The 18,603-nt window shown below is 57.0% G+C and carries 16 protein-coding genes; 10 read left to right on the top strand and 6 right to left on the bottom strand.

Going from position 1 to position 18,603, the window contains the following annotated elements:
- Window positions 1-37: 37 nt before the first annotated feature.
- Window positions 38-1,159 (top strand): aminotransferase, encoded by a 1,122-nt coding sequence (locus ACRZ96_RS05335; protein WP_480706989.1) that lies wholly within the window; start codon window positions 38-40, stop codon window positions 1,157-1,159.
- On the opposite strand, the gene ACRZ96_RS05330 is transcribed toward ACRZ96_RS05335, so the two are convergent.
- From ACRZ96_RS05330 to ACRZ96_RS05310, 5 genes are all read right to left on the bottom strand, one after another.
- Complete coding sequence (locus tag ACRZ96_RS05330) at window positions 1,156-2,238, bottom strand: ABC transporter ATP-binding protein (RefSeq protein WP_480706948.1); 1,083 nt, start codon at window positions 2,236-2,238, stop codon at window positions 1,156-1,158. The genes ACRZ96_RS05335 and ACRZ96_RS05330 overlap by 4 nt on opposite strands.
- 3 nt (window positions 2,239-2,241) lie before the next feature.
- Complete coding sequence (locus ACRZ96_RS05325) at window positions 2,242-3,897, bottom strand: alpha-glucosidase (RefSeq protein ID WP_480814299.1); 1,656 nt, start codon at window positions 3,895-3,897, stop codon at window positions 2,242-2,244.
- Window positions 3,898-3,906: 9 nt separating this feature from the next.
- Entirely contained in the window at window positions 3,907-5,055 is a 1,149-nt protein-coding gene (locus tag ACRZ96_RS05320; protein WP_170392558.1) for a carbohydrate ABC transporter permease, read from the bottom strand.
- 12 nt (window positions 5,056-5,067) lie between these two features.
- Entirely contained in the window at window positions 5,068-6,075 is a 1,008-nt protein-coding gene (locus tag ACRZ96_RS05315; protein ID WP_170402173.1) for a carbohydrate ABC transporter permease, read from the bottom strand.
- A 65-nt stretch (window positions 6,076-6,140) separates the two neighbouring features.
- Entirely contained in the window at window positions 6,141-7,496 is a 1,356-nt protein-coding gene (locus ACRZ96_RS05310) for an ABC transporter substrate-binding protein (protein WP_480814298.1), read from the bottom strand.
- A 214-nt stretch (window positions 7,497-7,710) separates the two neighbouring features.
- On the opposite strand from ACRZ96_RS05310, the gene ACRZ96_RS05305 reads away from it, so the two are divergent.
- Window positions 7,711-8,742 (top strand): substrate-binding domain-containing protein, encoded by a 1,032-nt coding sequence (locus ACRZ96_RS05305; protein ID WP_170402179.1) that lies wholly within the window; start codon window positions 7,711-7,713, stop codon window positions 8,740-8,742.
- 1 nt (window position 8,743) lies between these two features.
- On the top strand, window positions 8,744-10,063 hold the full coding sequence (locus tag ACRZ96_RS05300; RefSeq protein WP_480706950.1) for a GH1 family beta-glucosidase: 1,320 nt from the start codon (window positions 8,744-8,746) through the stop codon (window positions 10,061-10,063).
- 34 nt (window positions 10,064-10,097) lie between these two features.
- Here the strand turns inward: ACRZ96_RS05300 and ACRZ96_RS05295 are convergent, their stop codons facing one another.
- A complete protein-coding gene (locus ACRZ96_RS05295) occupies window positions 10,098-10,637 on the bottom strand; it encodes a ZrgA family zinc uptake protein (protein ID WP_170402185.1) in 540 nt (179 codons plus the stop codon).
- Window positions 10,638-10,868: 231 nt separating this feature from the next.
- On the opposite strand from ACRZ96_RS05295, the gene ACRZ96_RS05290 reads away from it, so the two are divergent.
- From ACRZ96_RS05290 to speA, 7 genes are all read left to right on the top strand, one after another.
- A complete protein-coding gene (locus tag ACRZ96_RS05290; RefSeq protein ID WP_480814297.1) occupies window positions 10,869-12,137 on the top strand; it encodes an imelysin family protein in 1,269 nt (422 codons plus the stop codon).
- A gap of 128 nt (window positions 12,138-12,265) precedes the next feature.
- A complete protein-coding gene (locus ACRZ96_RS05285; protein ID WP_170392565.1) occupies window positions 12,266-12,559 on the top strand; it encodes a (2Fe-2S)-binding protein in 294 nt (97 codons plus the stop codon).
- A complete protein-coding gene (gene bfr / locus ACRZ96_RS05280) occupies window positions 12,507-12,992 on the top strand; it encodes a bacterioferritin (RefSeq protein WP_170392566.1) in 486 nt (161 codons plus the stop codon). Before ACRZ96_RS05285 ends, bfr begins: the two co-directional genes overlap by 53 nt.
- A 16-nt stretch (window positions 12,993-13,008) precedes the next feature.
- Complete coding sequence (locus ACRZ96_RS05275) at window positions 13,009-14,499, top strand: di-heme oxidoreductase family protein (RefSeq protein ID WP_480706952.1); 1,491 nt, start codon at window positions 13,009-13,011, stop codon at window positions 14,497-14,499.
- A 3-nt stretch (window positions 14,500-14,502) separates the two neighbouring features.
- Window positions 14,503-15,513 (top strand): imelysin family protein, encoded by a 1,011-nt coding sequence (locus ACRZ96_RS05270; protein ID WP_170661648.1) that lies wholly within the window; start codon window positions 14,503-14,505, stop codon window positions 15,511-15,513.
- Window positions 15,514-15,516: 3 nt separating this feature from the next.
- A complete protein-coding gene (locus ACRZ96_RS05265) occupies window positions 15,517-16,602 on the top strand; it encodes a DUF1513 domain-containing protein (RefSeq protein ID WP_170661646.1) in 1,086 nt (361 codons plus the stop codon).
- A 102-nt stretch (window positions 16,603-16,704) separates the two neighbouring features.
- Window positions 16,705-18,594 (top strand): biosynthetic arginine decarboxylase, encoded by a 1,890-nt coding sequence (speA, locus tag ACRZ96_RS05260; protein ID WP_480615101.1) that lies wholly within the window; start codon window positions 16,705-16,707, stop codon window positions 18,592-18,594.
- Window positions 18,595-18,603: the final 9 nt, after the last annotated feature.

Here is an 18,603-nt window from a genome sequence, read left to right as displayed (position 1 = left end):
AACGATGCGCGATGGCTTAGTCGAACAGGATAGCGCGATGAAGATCGAACCCTTTGGCGTCGAAATTTGGATGGATGAATGGGAAACCCGCTGCGCCTATAACCTTGCAGAGACTTGCGTCGAGAGCCTGAGTATAGCCGAGCTTTTGAAGCTTTCCGGCAAAAACTCGGATGATCTGTCTGAATTGCTTGGGATGAAGATGACCTATGGCGCGATCCGGGGCTCGGACCGGCTGCGCGATGCGATTTGTAACCTATATGACCAGCAAAAGCGTGAGAATGTCATCGTCACCCATGGCACGATCGGTGCCAACATGCTGGTCCACAAAACGCTGGTCAAGCGCGGCGACAAGGTGGTGGCCGTCGTGCCCACCTATCAGCAACACTATTCCATCCCGGCCAGCATCGGCGCGGAGGTGACGCAGATCCATTTACGGGCCGAGAACGCTTATTTGCCCGATCTTGAGGAGCTGCGCGCCGCCGTAACTCCGGGCACCAAACTGATTGCCATCAACAACCCCAACAACCCAACCGGTGCGGTGATGGATCGCGCGTTCCTGCTTGAGATCGTCGAAATCGCACGCTCCGCTGAAGCATGGTTGCTGTGTGATGAAGTCTATCGCGGTACCGGGCAAGAAGGTTCGGGCATGACGGATGCGGTTGCAGATCTTTATGAGAAAGGCATTTCAACCGCGGGCATGTCCAAGGCGTTTTCGCTGGCAGGGCTGCGACTGGGTTGGATTGCGGCCAACCCAGAACTGATCGAAGCGGTTTCGATCCATCGGGACTATGACACGATCTCGGTCGGCATGATCGACGACCATTTCGCCGCGCTTGCGCTGGAAAACCACGACAAGGTTCTGGCGCGCAGCCACGCCATTACGCGCGGCAACCTCGCCATGCTGGAAGAATGGGTCGAAAGCGAGCCCAAAATCAGCTGGGTCAAACCCAAAGCAGGAACAACTGCACTTTTGCATTACGATGTCGACATGCCCTCGCGCGAGTTCTGTGTGAAACTGCTGCGGGAAACCGGCGTAATGTTCACGCCGGGCTCTGCCTTGGGTCTCGAAGGCTGTGTTCGAATCGGTTACGCCAATACTCCGTCGATCATTCGCGAAGGGCTGGAAAAAGTTTCTACCTTCCTTGCGAAGCTCGACTAGCGCCTCATCGACTGGCCGTTGTGGAACAGATGCACCTTTTCGGGTGCCGCCGTGACCGAGACGGTTTTTCCTCGCAGATTGCGCTGAACACCAGGTAGTTTTGCAATCATGGCTTCCCGTCCATCCGGGACTGCAAAGTAAAGCAGCGTGACCTCACCCAAAGCTTCGGTGAAATCCACCAAGCCGGAATAAATTGGTGTTCCATCAGTGATGTTTAAGTCCTCAGGCCGGACACCGATATTGACCTTTTTGCCTTCGTCAGCGGCATCCGTCGGGATCGATGAGATTGCCACGCCGCCATCATCCAGCGTGACGGTTGTTGTCTCTCCTGTCGCGGTAATAGTCCCGGGCAGCAGGTTCATTGCTGGTGAGCCGATGAACTGCGCGACAAACTCGTTATCTGGCGTCTCATAGAGTTCCAGCGGCGTGCCAACCTGCGCAACTCCCTTATTGGCCAAAACCACAATGCGGCTGGCGAGTGTCATCGCCTCGACCTGATCGTGGGTGACGTAAATCATCGTGCTGTCGGGCATCGCCTCTTTCAGGCGTGCAATCTCGATCCGCGTCGCCACGCGCAGGGCAGCGTCGAGGTTCGAAAGCGGCTCGTCGAACAAATATACTTTGGGGTCGCGCACGATGGCACGACCGATGGCAACGCGCTGGCGTTGTCCACCAGACAATGCCTTGGGCAGGCGATCCAGCAGGGGTTCAAGCTGTAGAATCTGGGCCGCGCGCTCCACGGCGGCATCAACCTCAGCGCTCGGCATCTTCGCGATCTTGAGCGCGAAGGCCATGTTTTCGCGCACCGTCATATGCGGGTAAAGCGCATAGGACTGGAACACCATCGCGATGCCGCGTTGCGCAGGTGGCACATCGTTCACCACCTGCCCTTCGATCTCAAGCGTACCGCCAGTGATCTTTTCAAGGCCCGCGATCATCCTCAGCAAAGTGGATTTTCCGCAACCTGACGGACCGACAAAGACAATCAGTTCGCCTTGCTCGATCTCGAGATCGATATGTTTCAGAACATCGACAGGACCATAGGATTTGGCCACATCCGTAAGCTTGAGTTCCGACATGGTTTACCTCTTTTCCCGAGCCAATAGACAGAATTGAGCGGCATCCAGCGTCACGTTGCTTTCCCCGCGAACGCCGCCCAACTCCTCCCCGATCACTTGCCAGTCACCTTCCGGCAGGGTCACGCCAACCGGACAGTCACCCAGATTGAAGGCGCAGAAGACCTGCTCGGCTTCATCCTCTCGGGTGAAGGTCAATACCGAACCGATTTGTGACATCCCTGTCTGCGCGCCGGACATCAGCGCTGAGTGCGCATGACGCAATGCAATCGCATGGCGGTAGTGGTGCAGCATCGACGCTGGATCTTTCTCCAACCGATCCACCGCCCGCTCGGCCTGCGCAGCGCTGACTGGCAACCAGGGACGGCTCGTGCTGAACCCGGATTGTTCGTCCTGTGCGGTCCAGACCATCGGAGTACGGCAGCCATCGCGACCTTTGAATTCAGGCCAGAATTCAATGCCATAGGGGTCTTGCAAATCTTCGAACGCAACATCTGCCTCGGGCAGGCCCAGTTCCTCACCCTGATAAAGACAGGCTGAGCCACGCAGGCACATCATGAGAACGGCGTGCTGCCGGACAGCTGCATCGTCCAAACCCCAACGCGAAGCATGGCGTTGCACGTCGTGGTTTGAGAAGGCCCAGCATGGCCATGCATCACCCGCCTTGTCCTCAAGCTGGTCAAAAACCTGCTTTGCGTAAGCTGCCGTCAAAGCCCGCTTTTCGAGGAACTCGAAAGCATAACACATGTGCATCCGTTTATCGCCGCTGGTGTATTCGCCCATAATCTCAAGCCCGCGCTGCGCGTCGCCGACCTCACCCAGACAGGCGCGGCCCTCGTATTCGTTAGTCAGGGCGCGCAGCCTTTCCAGGAAGGCGATATTCTCGGGCTGACTTTTGGAATAGAGGTGATCCTGATGGTTATACGGGTTCACCATCGGCGCAATTGATGAGTTCCTCTGATCCATCGGCAGGCCAGGATTGTCACGTAGCTGGGCGTCGTGGAAATAGAAATTGATGGTGTCCAGACGGAAGCCGTCGACCCCCATTTCCAGCCAGAAGCGCGCCACATCCAGCAGGGCATCCTGGACATCCTTGCAATGGAAGTTCAAATCTGGCTGCGAAGTCAGGAAGTTGTGCAGATAATACTGCAAACGCCGCGCATCCCACTGCCAAGCCGAACCACCAAAAATCGATAACCAGTTATTCGGAGGTGTCCCGTCAGGCTTGGGATCGGCCCAGACATACCAATCGGATTTCGGATTATCTCGGCTGGTGCGGCTTTCACCAAACCACGGATGCTGATCTGAGGTGTGGGATAACACAAGATCGATCATCACCTTCAGCCCGTGTGCATGGGCCTCATCTAGCAACTCTTTGAAGTCCGCCATAGTACCGAACATCGGATCGACATCGCGGTAGTCGCTGACGTCATAACCGAAATCCTTCATCGGAGATTTGAAGAACGGCGAAATCCAGATCGCATCAACCCCCAGCGAGGCGATATAGCCAAGCCGCTGGGTGATGCCCTTCAGATCTCCGATCCCGTCGCCGTTGCTGTCCTGAAAGCTGCGCGGATAGATCTGATAGATCACCCCGCCCCGCCACCAATCTGACGCCGACTTGGTTTTTTCGAATGCTGTCGCGTTGGTCTGCACGTTCATCACACGCCCTTATTTTACGGAACCGGCCAGCAAGCCGCGAACCAGATATTTCTGCATTGCAAAGAAGACTGCCAACGGCACCGCGATTGAGACAAACGCCGCCGTGGCCAAGATTTCCCAGTTACCGCCCCGCGTACCCAGCAGCTCGACGATACGGTTGGTCATTACCGTTGTCTGACCGCTGGCATCGATCAGGAAGACTTTGGCAACCAGCAGATCGTTCCATGTCCAAAGGAACTGGAAGATCGCAAAGGATGCCAGTGCCGGAAAGCTAAGCGGCAGGATCAGTTTAGTAAAAATCTGAAACTCGGTTGCGCCATCTACCCGGGCGTTCTCAATCAGGTCACGAGGCAGCCCGGCCATGTAGTTACGCAATAGGTAGATCGCCAATGGCATCCCGAACCCGGTATGGGCCATCCAGACCCCCAGGTATCCTTTGCCGATCCCGATATTGAGATGCAGTTTCAGCAACGGGATCAGCGCCAGCTGCAATGGCACCACCAATAGGCCAACCACCGCAGCGATCAGCAGGGCACGCCCCGGGAAATCCATCCATGCCAGCGCGTAAGCCGCAAATGCTGCGACAAGAATCGGGATAATCGTCGCCGGGATCGTCACCGTCAGGGTATTGAAGAACGCCTTGCCCATACTGTCGGAACTGCTTTCATTGAAGAGAACATGGGCATAGTTTTCCAAGGTGAATTCAGGCGGCAGAGTAGTCGTCACAAACACGCGAGGGCCGCGCTTGCCCGAAAACTCTTCTGCGTTTTCCATCCGATAGTCACCGTTGGCCTGAACCGTGATCGTCCCGCCACGACGAAGCTCAGCCGTTTCGCCCGGAGCAAAGGCATCAATCGCACGGGAATTCACACCCCATCGCGAAATGTCCGAGGCCCGATCACCATCGAAGATATTGCCTTCGATCACATAGAGACCATCCTGCAAAACTTGTGTTTCAGGTGCCGCCGCGCGCAGAGTCAGGTTTTGTTCCGACGGGAAGAGCGCCCGCCACCAGCCGCTGCTGGATATCTGGTCCGCTGTTCTGAATGACGAGATCAACAAACCGAGTGTTGGGAAAACCCAAAGCACCACAAGCAGCACGACCGAGGCGTGAACGACCCATCTTAGGGCTGGGCGGGTTCCTGCAATATCGCTCATAACCCGGTCCTCCTACTGCATTTCTTTGCGCGCATTGCGCACGTTCCAGATCAGGATCGGCGTCACCAGCAACATGATCACCATGGCGGATGCCGATCCCACGCCCCAGTCATTGGCGCGGAACATCTTGTCGTACATGTAATTGGCCAGAACCTGGGTCTCCCACTGGCCGTTGGTCATCGCAAAAACGATGTCAAAGACCTTGAGGACCACGATGGTGATGGTGGTCCAGACCACCATGATCGTGGTTTTGATCTGCGGCACTTTGATCTTGAAGAAAATCTGGAACGGATTGGCCCCGTCCAGAATGGCGGCCTCGATGGTCTCTTCCGGGATGCCGCGCAGCGCGGCGGACAGAATGACCATGGCAAAGCCGGTTTGTATCCAGACCAGCACGATCATCAGGAAGAAATTGTTCCAGAAAGGCAGGGTCAGCCAGGTGTGCGTTTCGGTTCCACCAAAGAAGATGTAGATCGCGTTCAGGACGCCGATCTGATCCTGATCGGCCGGACGTGCATCATAGACCAGTTTCCAGATTACCGAGGCGCCAACGAAAGAAATCGCCATCGGCATAAAGATCAACGACTTGGCGACGTTACCCCAGCGGATGCGATCCGTTAGCTGCGCCACGAGCAGGCCAAATGCGGTGGACATGGCAGGTACAACAATCAGCCAAAGCATGTTGTTGCGCATCGCCTCCCAGAATTTCGGCTCGGCTACCATCTGGGTATAGTTGTCAAAACCCGCCCATTCATATCCGCCTCCGGCTACGCGATCAGTCAGCGACAGGCGCAGCGTCTCAAACACCGGATAGGCAAGATAGACCCCAAGGGCGAGGATCGCGGGAAGCAGAAACAGCCAGGGCCGGATCATATTCGCGCGGTTGATATTGCGACCCGCGTTCGGTCCACGCGCAGGGAACAGGACTTTATCCAGAAATTGGTTGGACAGGTAGAAATAGCCCACGCATCCCGACACACCGATTACGATTGTTAGCAGGCCCTGAATTGCCGGATTCATGGCGTCCTCTCCCTTGCTAGGGTTTCGGGCAACCTGATTGAAAGGTTGCCCGAAGGTTCAGCGGATTACTTGATTGCGTCCCAAGATGACTGGATTTCGCCGGTGACTTCTTCGGCGGATTTCCCGCCAGTATAGTCAACCATGCCGGTCCAGAACGTACCCGCACCCACGGCGCCCGGCATTAGGTCCGAGCCGTCGAAGCGGAAGGTGGTCGCGCCCAGTAGAATGTCACCCAGACCGCGCAGAGTATCATCCTTATAGGCTTCGGTGTTCACGCCCTTATGCGGGGTCAGGAATCCGGTTTGTGCCATCATGACTTCATGTGCAATCGGTTGCTTGAGGAACTCCATGAACGCGCTGGTCGCATCCGATGGATTGCTTACCGCCATCAGAGTACCGCCACCCAGAACCGGGTTACCCAAGTCCTTGTCTGCGAAAGACGGCATGTAAAAGAAATCTGCATCCAGGCCGAACTCGACATCTTCGGGGAAGAAGGCCGGAACGAAAGACGCCTGACGGTGCATGTAGCACTGGGGCGGCGATGAGAACATACCCTTGGGACTGTCGCGGAAGTCAGTCGAGGCGACAGCATCTGACCCACCCGAGACCTTGGCGTCATCACGCGCGAACCAGCCAAACTCTTCGATTGCGGCGATAACGCGCGGATCGTCAAATGGGATCTCGTTTGTCACCCACTGGTCGTAAACCTCGGGCGGCTGAGTCCGCAGCATCATGTCTTCAACCCAGTCGGTCGCGGGCCAACCGGTGGCGGCACCCGATCCCAGGCCAATGCACCACGGGGTTTCGCCATCGGCGACGATCTGCTCGGTCAGGGCCTTCAGTTCTTCCATTGTCGTCGGCACTTCGTATCCGGCATCCTCGAAGTTTTCCGGGTTATACCAGACCAGAGACTTGACGTTCACATTGTAGAAGAAGCCATACATCTGGTCATTGCCGTCAGCGTCTTTGTAAGTGCCAAGATCAACCCAGGAATCGCCAGCCGCATAATTATCACCAACCCAGGCCGTCATATCTTCACCCAGCGGTGTCAGCTGCCCTTTGGATGCCATGATCGCCGCCAGTCCTGGCTGCGGGAAGACCGCGATATTGGGGGCTGATCCTGCCTCGGCATCGATAACGATCTGCTGCTCGAAACTGTCGGAACCGGTATAGATCACATCTGCGCCAGTCGCCTCTTCGAAATAGGCAATCATGTTGTTGAAGTAACCGTCTTCCGGGGTCAGCCACGGACCAAAAATCGTGACCGTCTGACCGCTCAGATCCGGGGCGCTTTCGGCCCAGGCATTGTAGCTGTCCCAGTTGAACGGCCCCTCGCCCGGCGCGAAGACCAAATCTTGTGCTTGTACCGACCCGGCCAGCAGAGCGATCGCCGCCGCACCCGAATAAAGTGCGTGTCTCATGAGTTCTCCTCCCAATATTTTCGGCGCAAACGAGATTCGTTTTCAAAGCGCTTTGGATGCCGTACTTTATCCGCTAACATTCAGACCCTGTCAATATCTCGCCTACTAACACCTAAAAAACTGCCATTCTAAGACATTCTCTCGAAACATGTTGACTGAGCTAGGTTTTCACAACAAAACAAATGGGCATCAATTTGAAGGCGCTTTGAGTAAAATGAACCTAAAGCAACTCTCTGAGATCCTCGGCCTTTCACAAACAACCGTCAGCCGCGCGCTGAACGGTTACCCGGAGGTCAGCGAAGGGACGCGCATCCGGGTTCAGGCTGCTGCGAACAAGCATGGTTACCGCCCCAACAGCCGCGCCAAGGGGCTGGCGACAGGGCGGTCTATGGTCATCGGCCATGTGATTCCCACCTCGTCCCGGCACGAAATGGTCAATCCGATTTTCGGAGATTTTGTGGCAGGCGCAGCCAAAACCTATGCGGCGAACAATTATGACATGATGTTCACGCACGCGCCGGACACATCAATTGAAGAATCCTATCGCAGCCTGTTCAATCGGGGCGTCGTAGACGGCGTGGTCCTGCAAGGCCCCAAGGTACGAGAGCCGCGCATCTCGGTATTATCGCGCCTCGGCGTGCCCTTCATTGTTCATGGCCGGTCGACCTACGCCAAAGAGCCCTATGATTGGATCGATGTGAACAACCAGCGTTCATTCGAACGCGCTACTCGGTTTTTGATCGATCTGGGCCATCGGCGCATCGCCTTGATCAACGGGCTCGAGGAAATGGATTTCGCTCGTCGGCGGAGGAACGGCTATCTGTCGGCGCTCAAAGAAGCCGGGATCGCGCCTGATCCAAACCTACTGCGCAGCGCTGAGATGACCGAGATTTATGGGCATCAGACAGCCTGCGACATGCTGAAGCTCGACGACCCGCCAACAGCAATTTTGGCCTCTTCGATTATCTCTGCGGTTGGAGTCCGGCGCGCACTGGAAGAAAGCGGCCTGAAAATGGGGCGCGATATCTCGGTGATCGCTCATGATGACGAGTTGTCATACATGCGCAATGGTATGGATGTTCCAATTTTCACCGCAACGCGCTCGTCGGTCAGACACGCGGGCGAGGTGGCTGCCGAAATGCTGATCGAGCGGATCAACGCTCCGGATGACCCACCCAAAACGCGCTTGCTGGAGGCTGAACTTGTCGTCGGCAGCTCGACGGGGCCAGCCCCACAAAGGATGTGATATGAAGTACAAACGCGCAGATTTCCCGCCAGATTTTCAGTTTGGCGTGGCGACGTCGGCCTATCAGATCGAGGGACACGCCAATGGGGGCGCAGGCAAGACCCATTGGGACAGTTTCGCCGCAACTCCAGGTAACGTCGCCAATGCGGAAAACGGAGATTTGGCCTGCGATCACTATAACCGGTTCGAACAGGATCTGGATCTGATCCGGGGCGCAGGCTTCGACTGTTACCGTTTTTCAACCAGTTGGGCGCGCGTGCTGCCCGAAGGGCGCGGACCGATCAATCAGCAAGGCTTGGATTTCTATGATCGCCTGACCGATGCGCTGCTTGAACGCGGCATCAAACCCTGCGCAACGCTGTATCACTGGGAACTCCCGTCACCGCTCGCCGATCTGGGCGGTTGGCGAAACCGGGATATCGCGAATTGGTTTGCAGACTTCACCGAGATCATCATGGGCCGCATAGGCGATCGGATGTTCAGCGTCGCACCTGTCAACGAGCCTTGGTGTGTAAGCTGGCTGAGCCATTTCGAAGGCCAACATGCCCCCGGCTTGCGCGACATCCGGGCAACCGCGCGCGCGATGCATCATGTATTGCTGGCCCATGGCCGCGCAATCGAAACTATGCGCGGATTGGGCATGTCGAACCTTGGCGCAGTGTTCAACCTTGAATGGGCGGAACCTGCTGACGACAGCGATGAGGCACAGACTGCGGCGGCGCTTTACGACGGGATTTACAACCGCTTTTTCCTGGGCGGCGCTTTCAAGAAATCCTACCCTCAAAATGTTCTGGAAGGATTGGAGCCGCATCTGCCGGACAAGTGGCAGGATGATTTCGACACGATAGCTGCACCTGTCGATTGGTGTGGGCTCAATTACTATACGCGCAAGTTGATAACGCGCGCAGATACGTCTTGGCCTTCCTTCACCGACGTCCCTGGCCCCTTGCCAAAAACGCAAATGGGGTGGGAGATTGATCCGGCAGCCTTGTCCCGTTTCCTGATCCGGACCGCGCAAGAGTATACTGGAAACCTGCCTATCTACGTGACCGAAAATGGCATGGCGAGCGCAGAACGTCAAAACGACGCTGACAGAATTGACTACTTGAACCAGCATCTTGCCGAAGTGTGTAAGGCCCTGGACCACGGCGTTCCGATCAAGGGATATTTCATCTGGTCCCTTCTCGACAATTACGAGTGGGCGCTGGGATATGAAAAACGGTTCGGGCTGGTCGATGTAGATTTCGAGACGCTGGAAAGAAGGCCAAAGGACTCCTACCGCGCGTTGCAGGCCGCATTGGTTCGGGATCAGTCTGGTTGACCGTCAAGCTTTGCTACTGCGGGCACACGCCGGTTCAGTTTGGCACCTTCAAATGTGGCGTTTGGCGTTCCACCGTAAGGTTCTGTGTGGCCGAGGATGACGTCAGTTCAACAAACAAGCGCTCGGCGCGCGCAAACCGTTCGAAATAGGTGAACTGAATTGAATTCACTAACGACGGCTCCTGACACTGCACCAGATAATCGGCCTGAAATTCGGTGTGATGCACGGCATTATCGCTGACTTGCCCCTCATCCTGAACGAAGACATCACCAACAAGCGCGACATTGGCCGTTGCAGTCACACACCCCGCTTCAGGCGGCACCTCAAAGATCTCAAGCGGTTTAGAAAGGTCCGAGATTGCGACGGCAACATCCGCCCTCTCATCTTCGTTCTCGGCAGTGTGTTCGAACCCAACAATATCTACGCCTGGCACTTCAAGCGTCAGGCTAAATCCGGTTTCAACGAATGAAATTGCCATATGACCCGCGCCATGAGTATGCGCTTCGATGGCGGTCTCTGCCTGCGCCATCAGCGCGGCTGGTATTAGCGCAAGAACAACGGCCGCGCGTTTCATTCTGTTCACCATTAACCAAACAAACCGTAGGGCATTTTAATACAATTGCGCCTCAGCGCAATGTTCGCCGGGTGCATCGGGCTCCCCAGATATGGTTAGTCAGAAATAGGAATAATACCCGACAATAAAACTCAGGTTGACATTGCCGACTATTTCACTAAGAAATTGCCCCGTCCAGCCCCGCTGTGCCTGCCGGGGTCCGAATCCCGCTAAGAAAGAAAAGTGTTCCACATGACCAGATTGTTCAACGCGGCCAGTGCCCTGACCTTGTGTATCGCAAGTACAGCTGTCGCCGAGGCCCCGTCCAAAGCCGATGTTCTGACCACATATTCCAACATCGCCGAAGCCAAATATGACGACAGTCTGATTGCAGCAAAGAATCTGCAAGCTGCCGTCAACGCCCTGATCGCTGACCCATCCGATGCCACTCTGAACACCGCACGTGCCGCATGGGTCGCCGCGCGCGTGCCGTATCAGCAGACCGAGGTTTATCGCTTTGGAAACGCCATCGTCGACGATTGGGAAGGCAAGGTGAACGCATGGCCTCTGGACGAGGGCATGATAGACTATGTGGATTCCTCCTACGGCGGCCCCAGCGATGAGAACGAGTTTGCCGCGCTGAACGTCATCGCCAACCCCAGCTTTGATCTGTCTGGCGAGACCATCGACGCCAGCGAAATTACCCCTGCCCTGCTGTCGGATACGCTGCATGAGGCTGACGGGATCGAGGCGAACGTCGCCACCGGCTATCACGCCATCGAATTCCTGCTGTGGGGTCAGGACCTGAACGGCCACGGCACGGGCGCAGGAAGTCGTCCTTATACCGATTATCTAGTTGGTGACGGCTGTACAGGTGGCAACTGCGATCGCCGCGCCCAGTATCTGAAAGCGGCAACCGATCTGCTGATTAGTGATCTGGAATGGATGACTGCCCAGTGGGCCGAAGATGGTGACGCACGTGCCGCTCTTGCCGCAAATGAAACTGCTGGCGTTAGTGCGATCCTAACCGGCATGGGTTCGCTGTCCTACGGCGAGCAGGCGGGTGAGCGTATGCGCCTCGGCCTGATGTTGAACGACCCCGAGGAAGAGCAGGACTGCTTCTCGGACAACACCCATAACAGCCATTACTATGACGGCCTGGGCATCCAGAATGTGTATTTGGGCAGCTATACCCGCATCGATGGCACGCCTGTTTCGGGTGCATCCCTATCGGATCTGGTGACCGCAGCCGATCCGACGCTTGATACAGAGATGAAAGCCAAGCTGGCCAACACCATGCTGGCGCTAGGCCGTATCAAATCAACCGCCGAAGCGGGTTTTGCGTATGACCAGATGCTGGAACGCGGCAATGAAGGTGGCGAAGCGCTGATTATGGGTGGCGTCAATGGACTGGTCGATCAGACCAAGACCATCGAACGCATCGTGAACGTGCTGGAGCTTGACCAGATCGATTTCGAAGGCTCGGACAGCTTGGATAACCCTGACGCGGTATTCCAATAGGCATCATGGCCGGGCGCATTTTTAGTGCTCTCGGCCTTTCTCAACACCGGGTGTGGCGTCTTGGCACTGGACGCACCCTCAATAACCTACTATTTCACTAGGAAATAGCATACCCCGACTGAGTCGCCATGATCGTTTGCCATTGCACCAACATCTCTGACCACGATATCCGAGCGGCGATCGATTGGATGCGCACGGCAGACCCACAGACCATCATCACTCCCGGCAAGATCTATCATGCCCTCGGCAAGTCAGCGGATTGCGGCGGATGTATGCCGCTTTTCCTAGACACAATGCGCGCAGACGATAATCTTAAAGTCCCCATGCAGCTTCGGTCATTACGATCCGAAGTATCACAGGAGAAAGCACATGAAGGGCGATCCCAAGGTCATAGAATACCTCAACAAATCACTGCGGCATGAACTGACGGCGGTCAGCCAGTACTGGCTACATTACCGCCTGCAAGAGGATTGGGGGCTTGGCCATATGGCCAAGAAAAGCCGTGAGGAATCCATTGAGGAGATGGGCCATGCAGACAAGCTGATCGAGCGGATCATCTTTCTGGAGGGCCACCCCAACCTGCAGAAACTTGACCCACTCCGCATCGGGCAGACCCCGAAAGAAACACTGGAATGCGATCTAGCCGCCGAACAAGACGCGCGGGCGCTTTATGTCGAAGCGCGGGAATACTGCCGCGAGGCCGGCGACTATGTGTCCATGGGCCTGTTCGAAGAATTAATCAGCGACGAAGAAGGACATATCGACTTCCTCGAAACGCAGCTCGACCTTTATGAAAGGATTGGCGAAGCCAATTATGCGCAACTTAACGCATCCAAGATGGACGAAGGCGAGTAAGCTTGCCCTTGCATCGGTGGCCGCACTCACGGCCACCTCTTCCCAAGCCACCGAGCTGCGGGACTCTCATCTAAATTTCCTTCCAAGAACTGCCGAAGAACGCGCCCGGATCGACGCTGTCACAGCTGCGCCGGATGACTTCAGTGTGCCGCAGCGGTTCGAAGAACTGTCCGCTGGTGCTGCGACCGTGCGGGCGCGCACTGATGCGGACGCGTTTTCTCAGCCCTCCGCCAATTTAAGCTTCGAACAGGAGCTGGACTTCAAAGTCGGCAACGGGTTGTTCAAAAAGATCTGGGTCTCGTCTCCGTCGTCCACTCTGGCTTCGGACGGTTTGGGTCCGCTGTACAACGCCCGCTCGTGTCAGCGCTGTCACATCAAGGACGGGCGCGGTCATACGCCTAACGGCCCGGATGACAATGCCGTCTCGATGTTCCTGAGAGTTTCGGTTCCCGGCAAGCCAGAGGACGCGCCTGCCGAGATCAAAGACTATATCGCCACCCTGCCTGATCCGAATTATGGCACTCAGCTGCAGGATTTCGCTCTGGCAGGCCATCCCGCAGAATATCGGCTGGACATCACGTATGAGGAAGTCCCCGTCGCGCTGTCCGATGGCGAAACGGCCTCGCTCCGCCGCCCCAGCTATAAGGCCGCCGATTTAGGCTATGGCCCGCTGCACCCGGACGCGATGCTTAGCCCTCGAGTTGCGCCGCAGATGATCGGACTGGGGTTGCTGGAATCAATTCCGGTTGAGGACTTGCTGGCCAAAGCCGATCCTGATGACGAAGATGGCGATGGTATCTCGGGCCGTCCGAACATCGTATGGTCGACGGAATTTGGCGAACCAATGATGGGCCGCTTTGGCCACAAGGCCGGGATGCCCACGGTGATGGAGCAATCGGCGGCGGCCTTCGCAGGTGATATCGGCATATCAAGTCCGCTTTACCCCGCGCCGTACGGCGATTGCACCGAATTGCAGGCCAACTGCATTGATGCTCCGCACGGAGACAACGATGCGCGGGGATTCGAGATTGACGCAATTGGCATGGACCTCGTCGCCTTCTACAGCCGCAATCTCGGTGTTCCGGCGCGCCGAGACACCGATGACCCTGAAGTGCTGCGCGGGAAAGAAGTGTTTCTTGCTTCGGGCTGCGCATCCTGCCACACGCCTGCTTATGTCACCCACAGGATGCCCGATAGGCCCGAACAGAGCTTCCAGCTTATCTGGCCCTATACCGACCTGCTGTTGCACGACATGGGCGAGGGTCTGGCCGATCACCGCCCCGAGGCCCGCGCAACGGGCCGCGAATGGCGCACGCCGCCTTTGTGGGGCATCGGCCTGACCCAGCGCGTCTCGGGCCACACCCAACTCCTGCACGATGGTCGCGCGCGATCCCTGCTTGAAGCCATCCTTTGGCATGGTGGCGAGGCGCAGGCCGCCCGTGACACGGTTGTTTCAATGCCAAAAGCCGACCGCGACGCTCTGATCCGCTTTCTTGGGAGCCTCTGACCCATGCGTAGCCTTACTTTCGCCGCCGCCCTGCTGGTGCCCTTGGGCGCCTTTGCACAGGATCGTGCTCCGATTTTGATGGATGTGACCGAAACGCATATTCTACCGCGCTTTGCAGAGCTGGCTGACGCAACCGGTGCTTTGTCGACCACAACCCAAACAGATTGCGAATCGGAGTCAGACGACCTGCGCGCTGATTACGCCACGGCATTCGATAGCTGGATTTCGGCCAGCCATTTACGTTTTGGGCCGTCCGAGGCTGACGATCGCGCTTTTGCACTGGCTTTCTGGCCAGATACCAAAGGATTCACGCCCAAAACCCTGTCCCGACACATCGCCAGTGAAGACACTGCCGTCGACGACCCTGATGCCTTTGCCGAAACCTCAATCGCCGGGCGCGGCTTTTTTGCATTGGAACGAATGCTCTTTGATCCAGCGATGACAGAACAAGGAAGCGCCGACTATCGTTGCGCGCTTATCCGCGCCATCACCACTGATATCAACCGAAATGCCGTCGCGATCAACGCGGACTGGCAAAGCTACGCACCACGACTGACGCAGCCGGGGGACAACAGCCCCTATCGCTCGGGCGATGAGGCAATGCAGGAGCTGTTCAAGGCGCTTACAACGGGGCTAGAGTTCACAGCCGACACACGCATTGGACGCCCTTTAGGAACGTTCGAGCGTCCGCGCCCGAACCGTGCTGAAGCGCGGCGGTCCAAGCGGTCGTTGCATCATGTCACGCTGTCTCTGATCGCCCTGCGTGACTTGGCCGCCCGTCTGTCCTTTGACCACCCCGAGATTGCTGCAGATCTGGATGCCGGTTTCGCGCGGGCCATCGACCGGGCTCAATCACTGGACGACCCCGCCCTCGCCGGTGTTGCGACACCGCAAGGTCGCGTCCGCATCGAAGCGCTGCAGCAATCGATCAACGACATTCGCGAGATCGCCGCGACCGAGCTTGGCCCGACGCTCGGCATCAGCGCCGGATTCAACTCACTGGATGGGGATTGACCATTGACGAACCGCCGCGAATTTCTTGCAGGCCTTGGTGCCGCCAGTCTTGCTTCGGTGCCGGGCTGGGCGTCCGTCGGCGCGCCCCGCTATCTGGCCGCTGCCTTATTCCCAGATGGTAGCTACCGCCTGTCCGGCCTGGATAACTCGGGCGCAGTTTTGTTCGCTATACCGCTACCCGCGCGCGGGCACGCCGCCGCGGCCCATCCGTTCAAAGCCCAAGCGGTCGCCTTTGCCCGCCGCCCCGGGACCTTTGCAATTGTAATTGATTGTACAGATGGTTCTGTCCTAAAGCGGCTGGAGGCACCCAATGGCCGCCACTTCTACGGGCATGGTGCATTCTCGGCTGATGGAACACAGTTTTTCACAACCGAAAACGACTATGAGGCCGCAGAAGGTGTGGTTGGCGTCTGGGACGCGATCAGCTTCGCACGGCTGGGAGAGTTCTCGTCAGGTGGGATAGGCCCCCACGACATGCGCTTGCTGCCCGGTGGCGACATACTGGTCATCGCCAATGGCGGCATCGAGACACACCCCGACAGCGGTCGGACCAAGCTAAATCTGCCAACGATGCAGCCCAACCTGAGCTATCTCGACATTTCGGGTTCGATATTGGAGCAAGTAGCGCTACCCCGCGCGCTGCACAAAAACTCGATCCGCCATCTTGCGGTGCGTGACGATGGTCTAGTGGGTTTTGCAATGCAATGGCAAGGCAGCCAGACCAAGTACCCTGCCCTTCTGGGGCTTCACCAAAGGGGCGAAAAGCCTCGCCTTTTGTCAGCGCCCGAAACGCAGCAAAGAGAGTTGCAAGGGTATGCTGGCAGCATTGCCTTTTCCACCGATGGCCAATCGGTTGCGATCACCTGTCCACGAGGCGATGCATTGCACCGCTTCGACGTAAATAGCGGAGCATTCATCGAAGCTTTAGTGTTCGAAGATGTTTGCGGTTTAGGCGCCGGCAAGGCTGGGTTGGCGTTTACCACCGGAACCGGTGCATTTGGCACTCTGACGACCACCGGCGCCGAAATCACCGCGCGGTCGGATTGCCAGTGGGACAACCACCTGATCCCGATCCGTGCATACGGCTAGAATTCGGCGGCGAACCCTCTCACAGTTTACACTTGGACGAATCAAACTGCTGCCGTATTGGCAGGCGCTAAACCAGCACACCCAAGTTAAGGACTGATCTGATTGAAACAGACGCCCGACGCACCGCATTCCATCTACGGGGTTGAGAAATGGGGCCATGGCCTCATTGAGGTGACAGAAAGGGGCGAGATAGCTCTGCGCAATCCGATGGCCCCCGAGGCCGAGGCAATCAGCCTGCCGGGTATCCTCAGCGATCTGGACGACCGGGGGATCAAAGCCCCGATGGTCTTGCGTGTTGCTTCTTATCTAGAGCATGAAATCGCGCACCTGAACGAGAGCTTTGCCGAGGCAATCGCGCGCGTAAACTATAAGGGCCACTATCGCGGTGTTTTTCCGATCAAGGTGAACCAACAGGCGCAGGTGGTCGACCGGATCGTCGAGTTCGGCAAGAAATACAATTATGGCCTTGAAGCAGGATCAAAACCTGAACTGGTGGTGGCCCTGGCCCATCGCCTGGCCCCCGAAGCGCTGATCGTCTGCAATGGCGTCAAGGATGCTGAATTCATCCAATTGGCGATCCTGTCTCGCAAGATCGGGTTCAACACCGTCATCGTGCTGGAAAGCCCAAAAGAGGCCAATACCGTCATCGAGGTCTATAACCAACTGGGGATCGAGCCCCTAATAGGCGTTCGGGTCAAATTGACCAATCAGATCAGCGGCAAATGGGAAGAAAGTTCCGGCGACCGTTCCGCCTTTGGAATGAACACCGACCAGCTTGTTGCCACCGTGGACAAGCTGAAAGCGGCGGGATTGCTGCACTGCCTCAAGCTGCAACATTCGCATCTGGGTTCACAGGTGCAAGACGTTAACGATGTGCGCCGCGCTGTTGGCGAGGCATGCCGGTATTACACCGAACTCTCGCGTGAAGGTGTACCACTCAGCTACCTGGATCTCGGCGGCGGCATGGGGGTGGATTACACGGGCGAAAAAAAGGCCGCGGAAAACTCGATCAACTACACGGTCGAGGAATATTGCGCCAACGTAGTCGAAACCGTGGCTTACGCCATGGACGAGGCTGAAATCGACCACCCCACACTGATCACCGAAAGCGGCCGTGCGGTTGTTGCGACGTCGTCCATGCTGGTCTTCAACGTGTTGGAAAGCACACTCTACGACGCCCCGAACGGACCAATGGCCGAGCCCGATGACCACCACATGGTTTCGGACCTCGCCGCAGTACACGGCTATCTCAGCAAGGATCGGCTGCAGGAATGCTGGAACGACGCAACTTTCTATCGCAATGAATTGCGCGCGCTTTTCAGACGCGGGTATGTCGACCTGCGCCAGATGGCCCGGGCCGAGCGCATCTACCTGTCCCTTATGGCCCGGCTCAAGGCCTTGGCGGCAAGTGATGATCTGGACACGGAAGTGGATGACCAGCTTGAGAAGGTCGCAGACATCTACCATTGCAACTTCTCGCTGTTCCAATCCCTCCCCGATGTCTGGGCCATCGACCAATTACACCCGATCGTGCCGCTGCAAAGCTTGAATGAAACACCAGACCGACGCGCGGTCCTGTCCGACATCACCTGCGACAGCGACGGAAAGATCGACCGTTTCATACTGGCCGACGGCGTGTCCCCCAGCCTGCCAGTGCATTCGCTGCCCGAAGAAGGCGAGTATTTCATGGGCGTCTTCTTCGTTGGCGCCTATCAGGAAACGCTTGGCGACCTGCACAATCTGTTCGGCGACACCAATGTTGTCACCATCGACCTGCGCACCGACGGTGGCTTCGACTTGCTGCATGAACAAGAGGGCGACACAATTTCTCAAGTCTTGTCTTATGTGGAATTCGACCCGCAAGACTGTGTCGCCGCGTTCCGCAAAATGGTGGACGAGGCGATTTCGACCGGTACTCTGCAAGCCAAGGACCGAAAAACCCTGATGAGCGCCTATCGCGACTCGATCAACGGCTACACCTATTACGAATAACCCCTTGAG

This window comes from Ruegeria sp. CF1 (assembly GCF_056537445.1).
The sequence above is the reverse complement of the archived record's forward strand: the minus strand, read 5'-3'. Positions and strand labels throughout refer to the sequence as shown.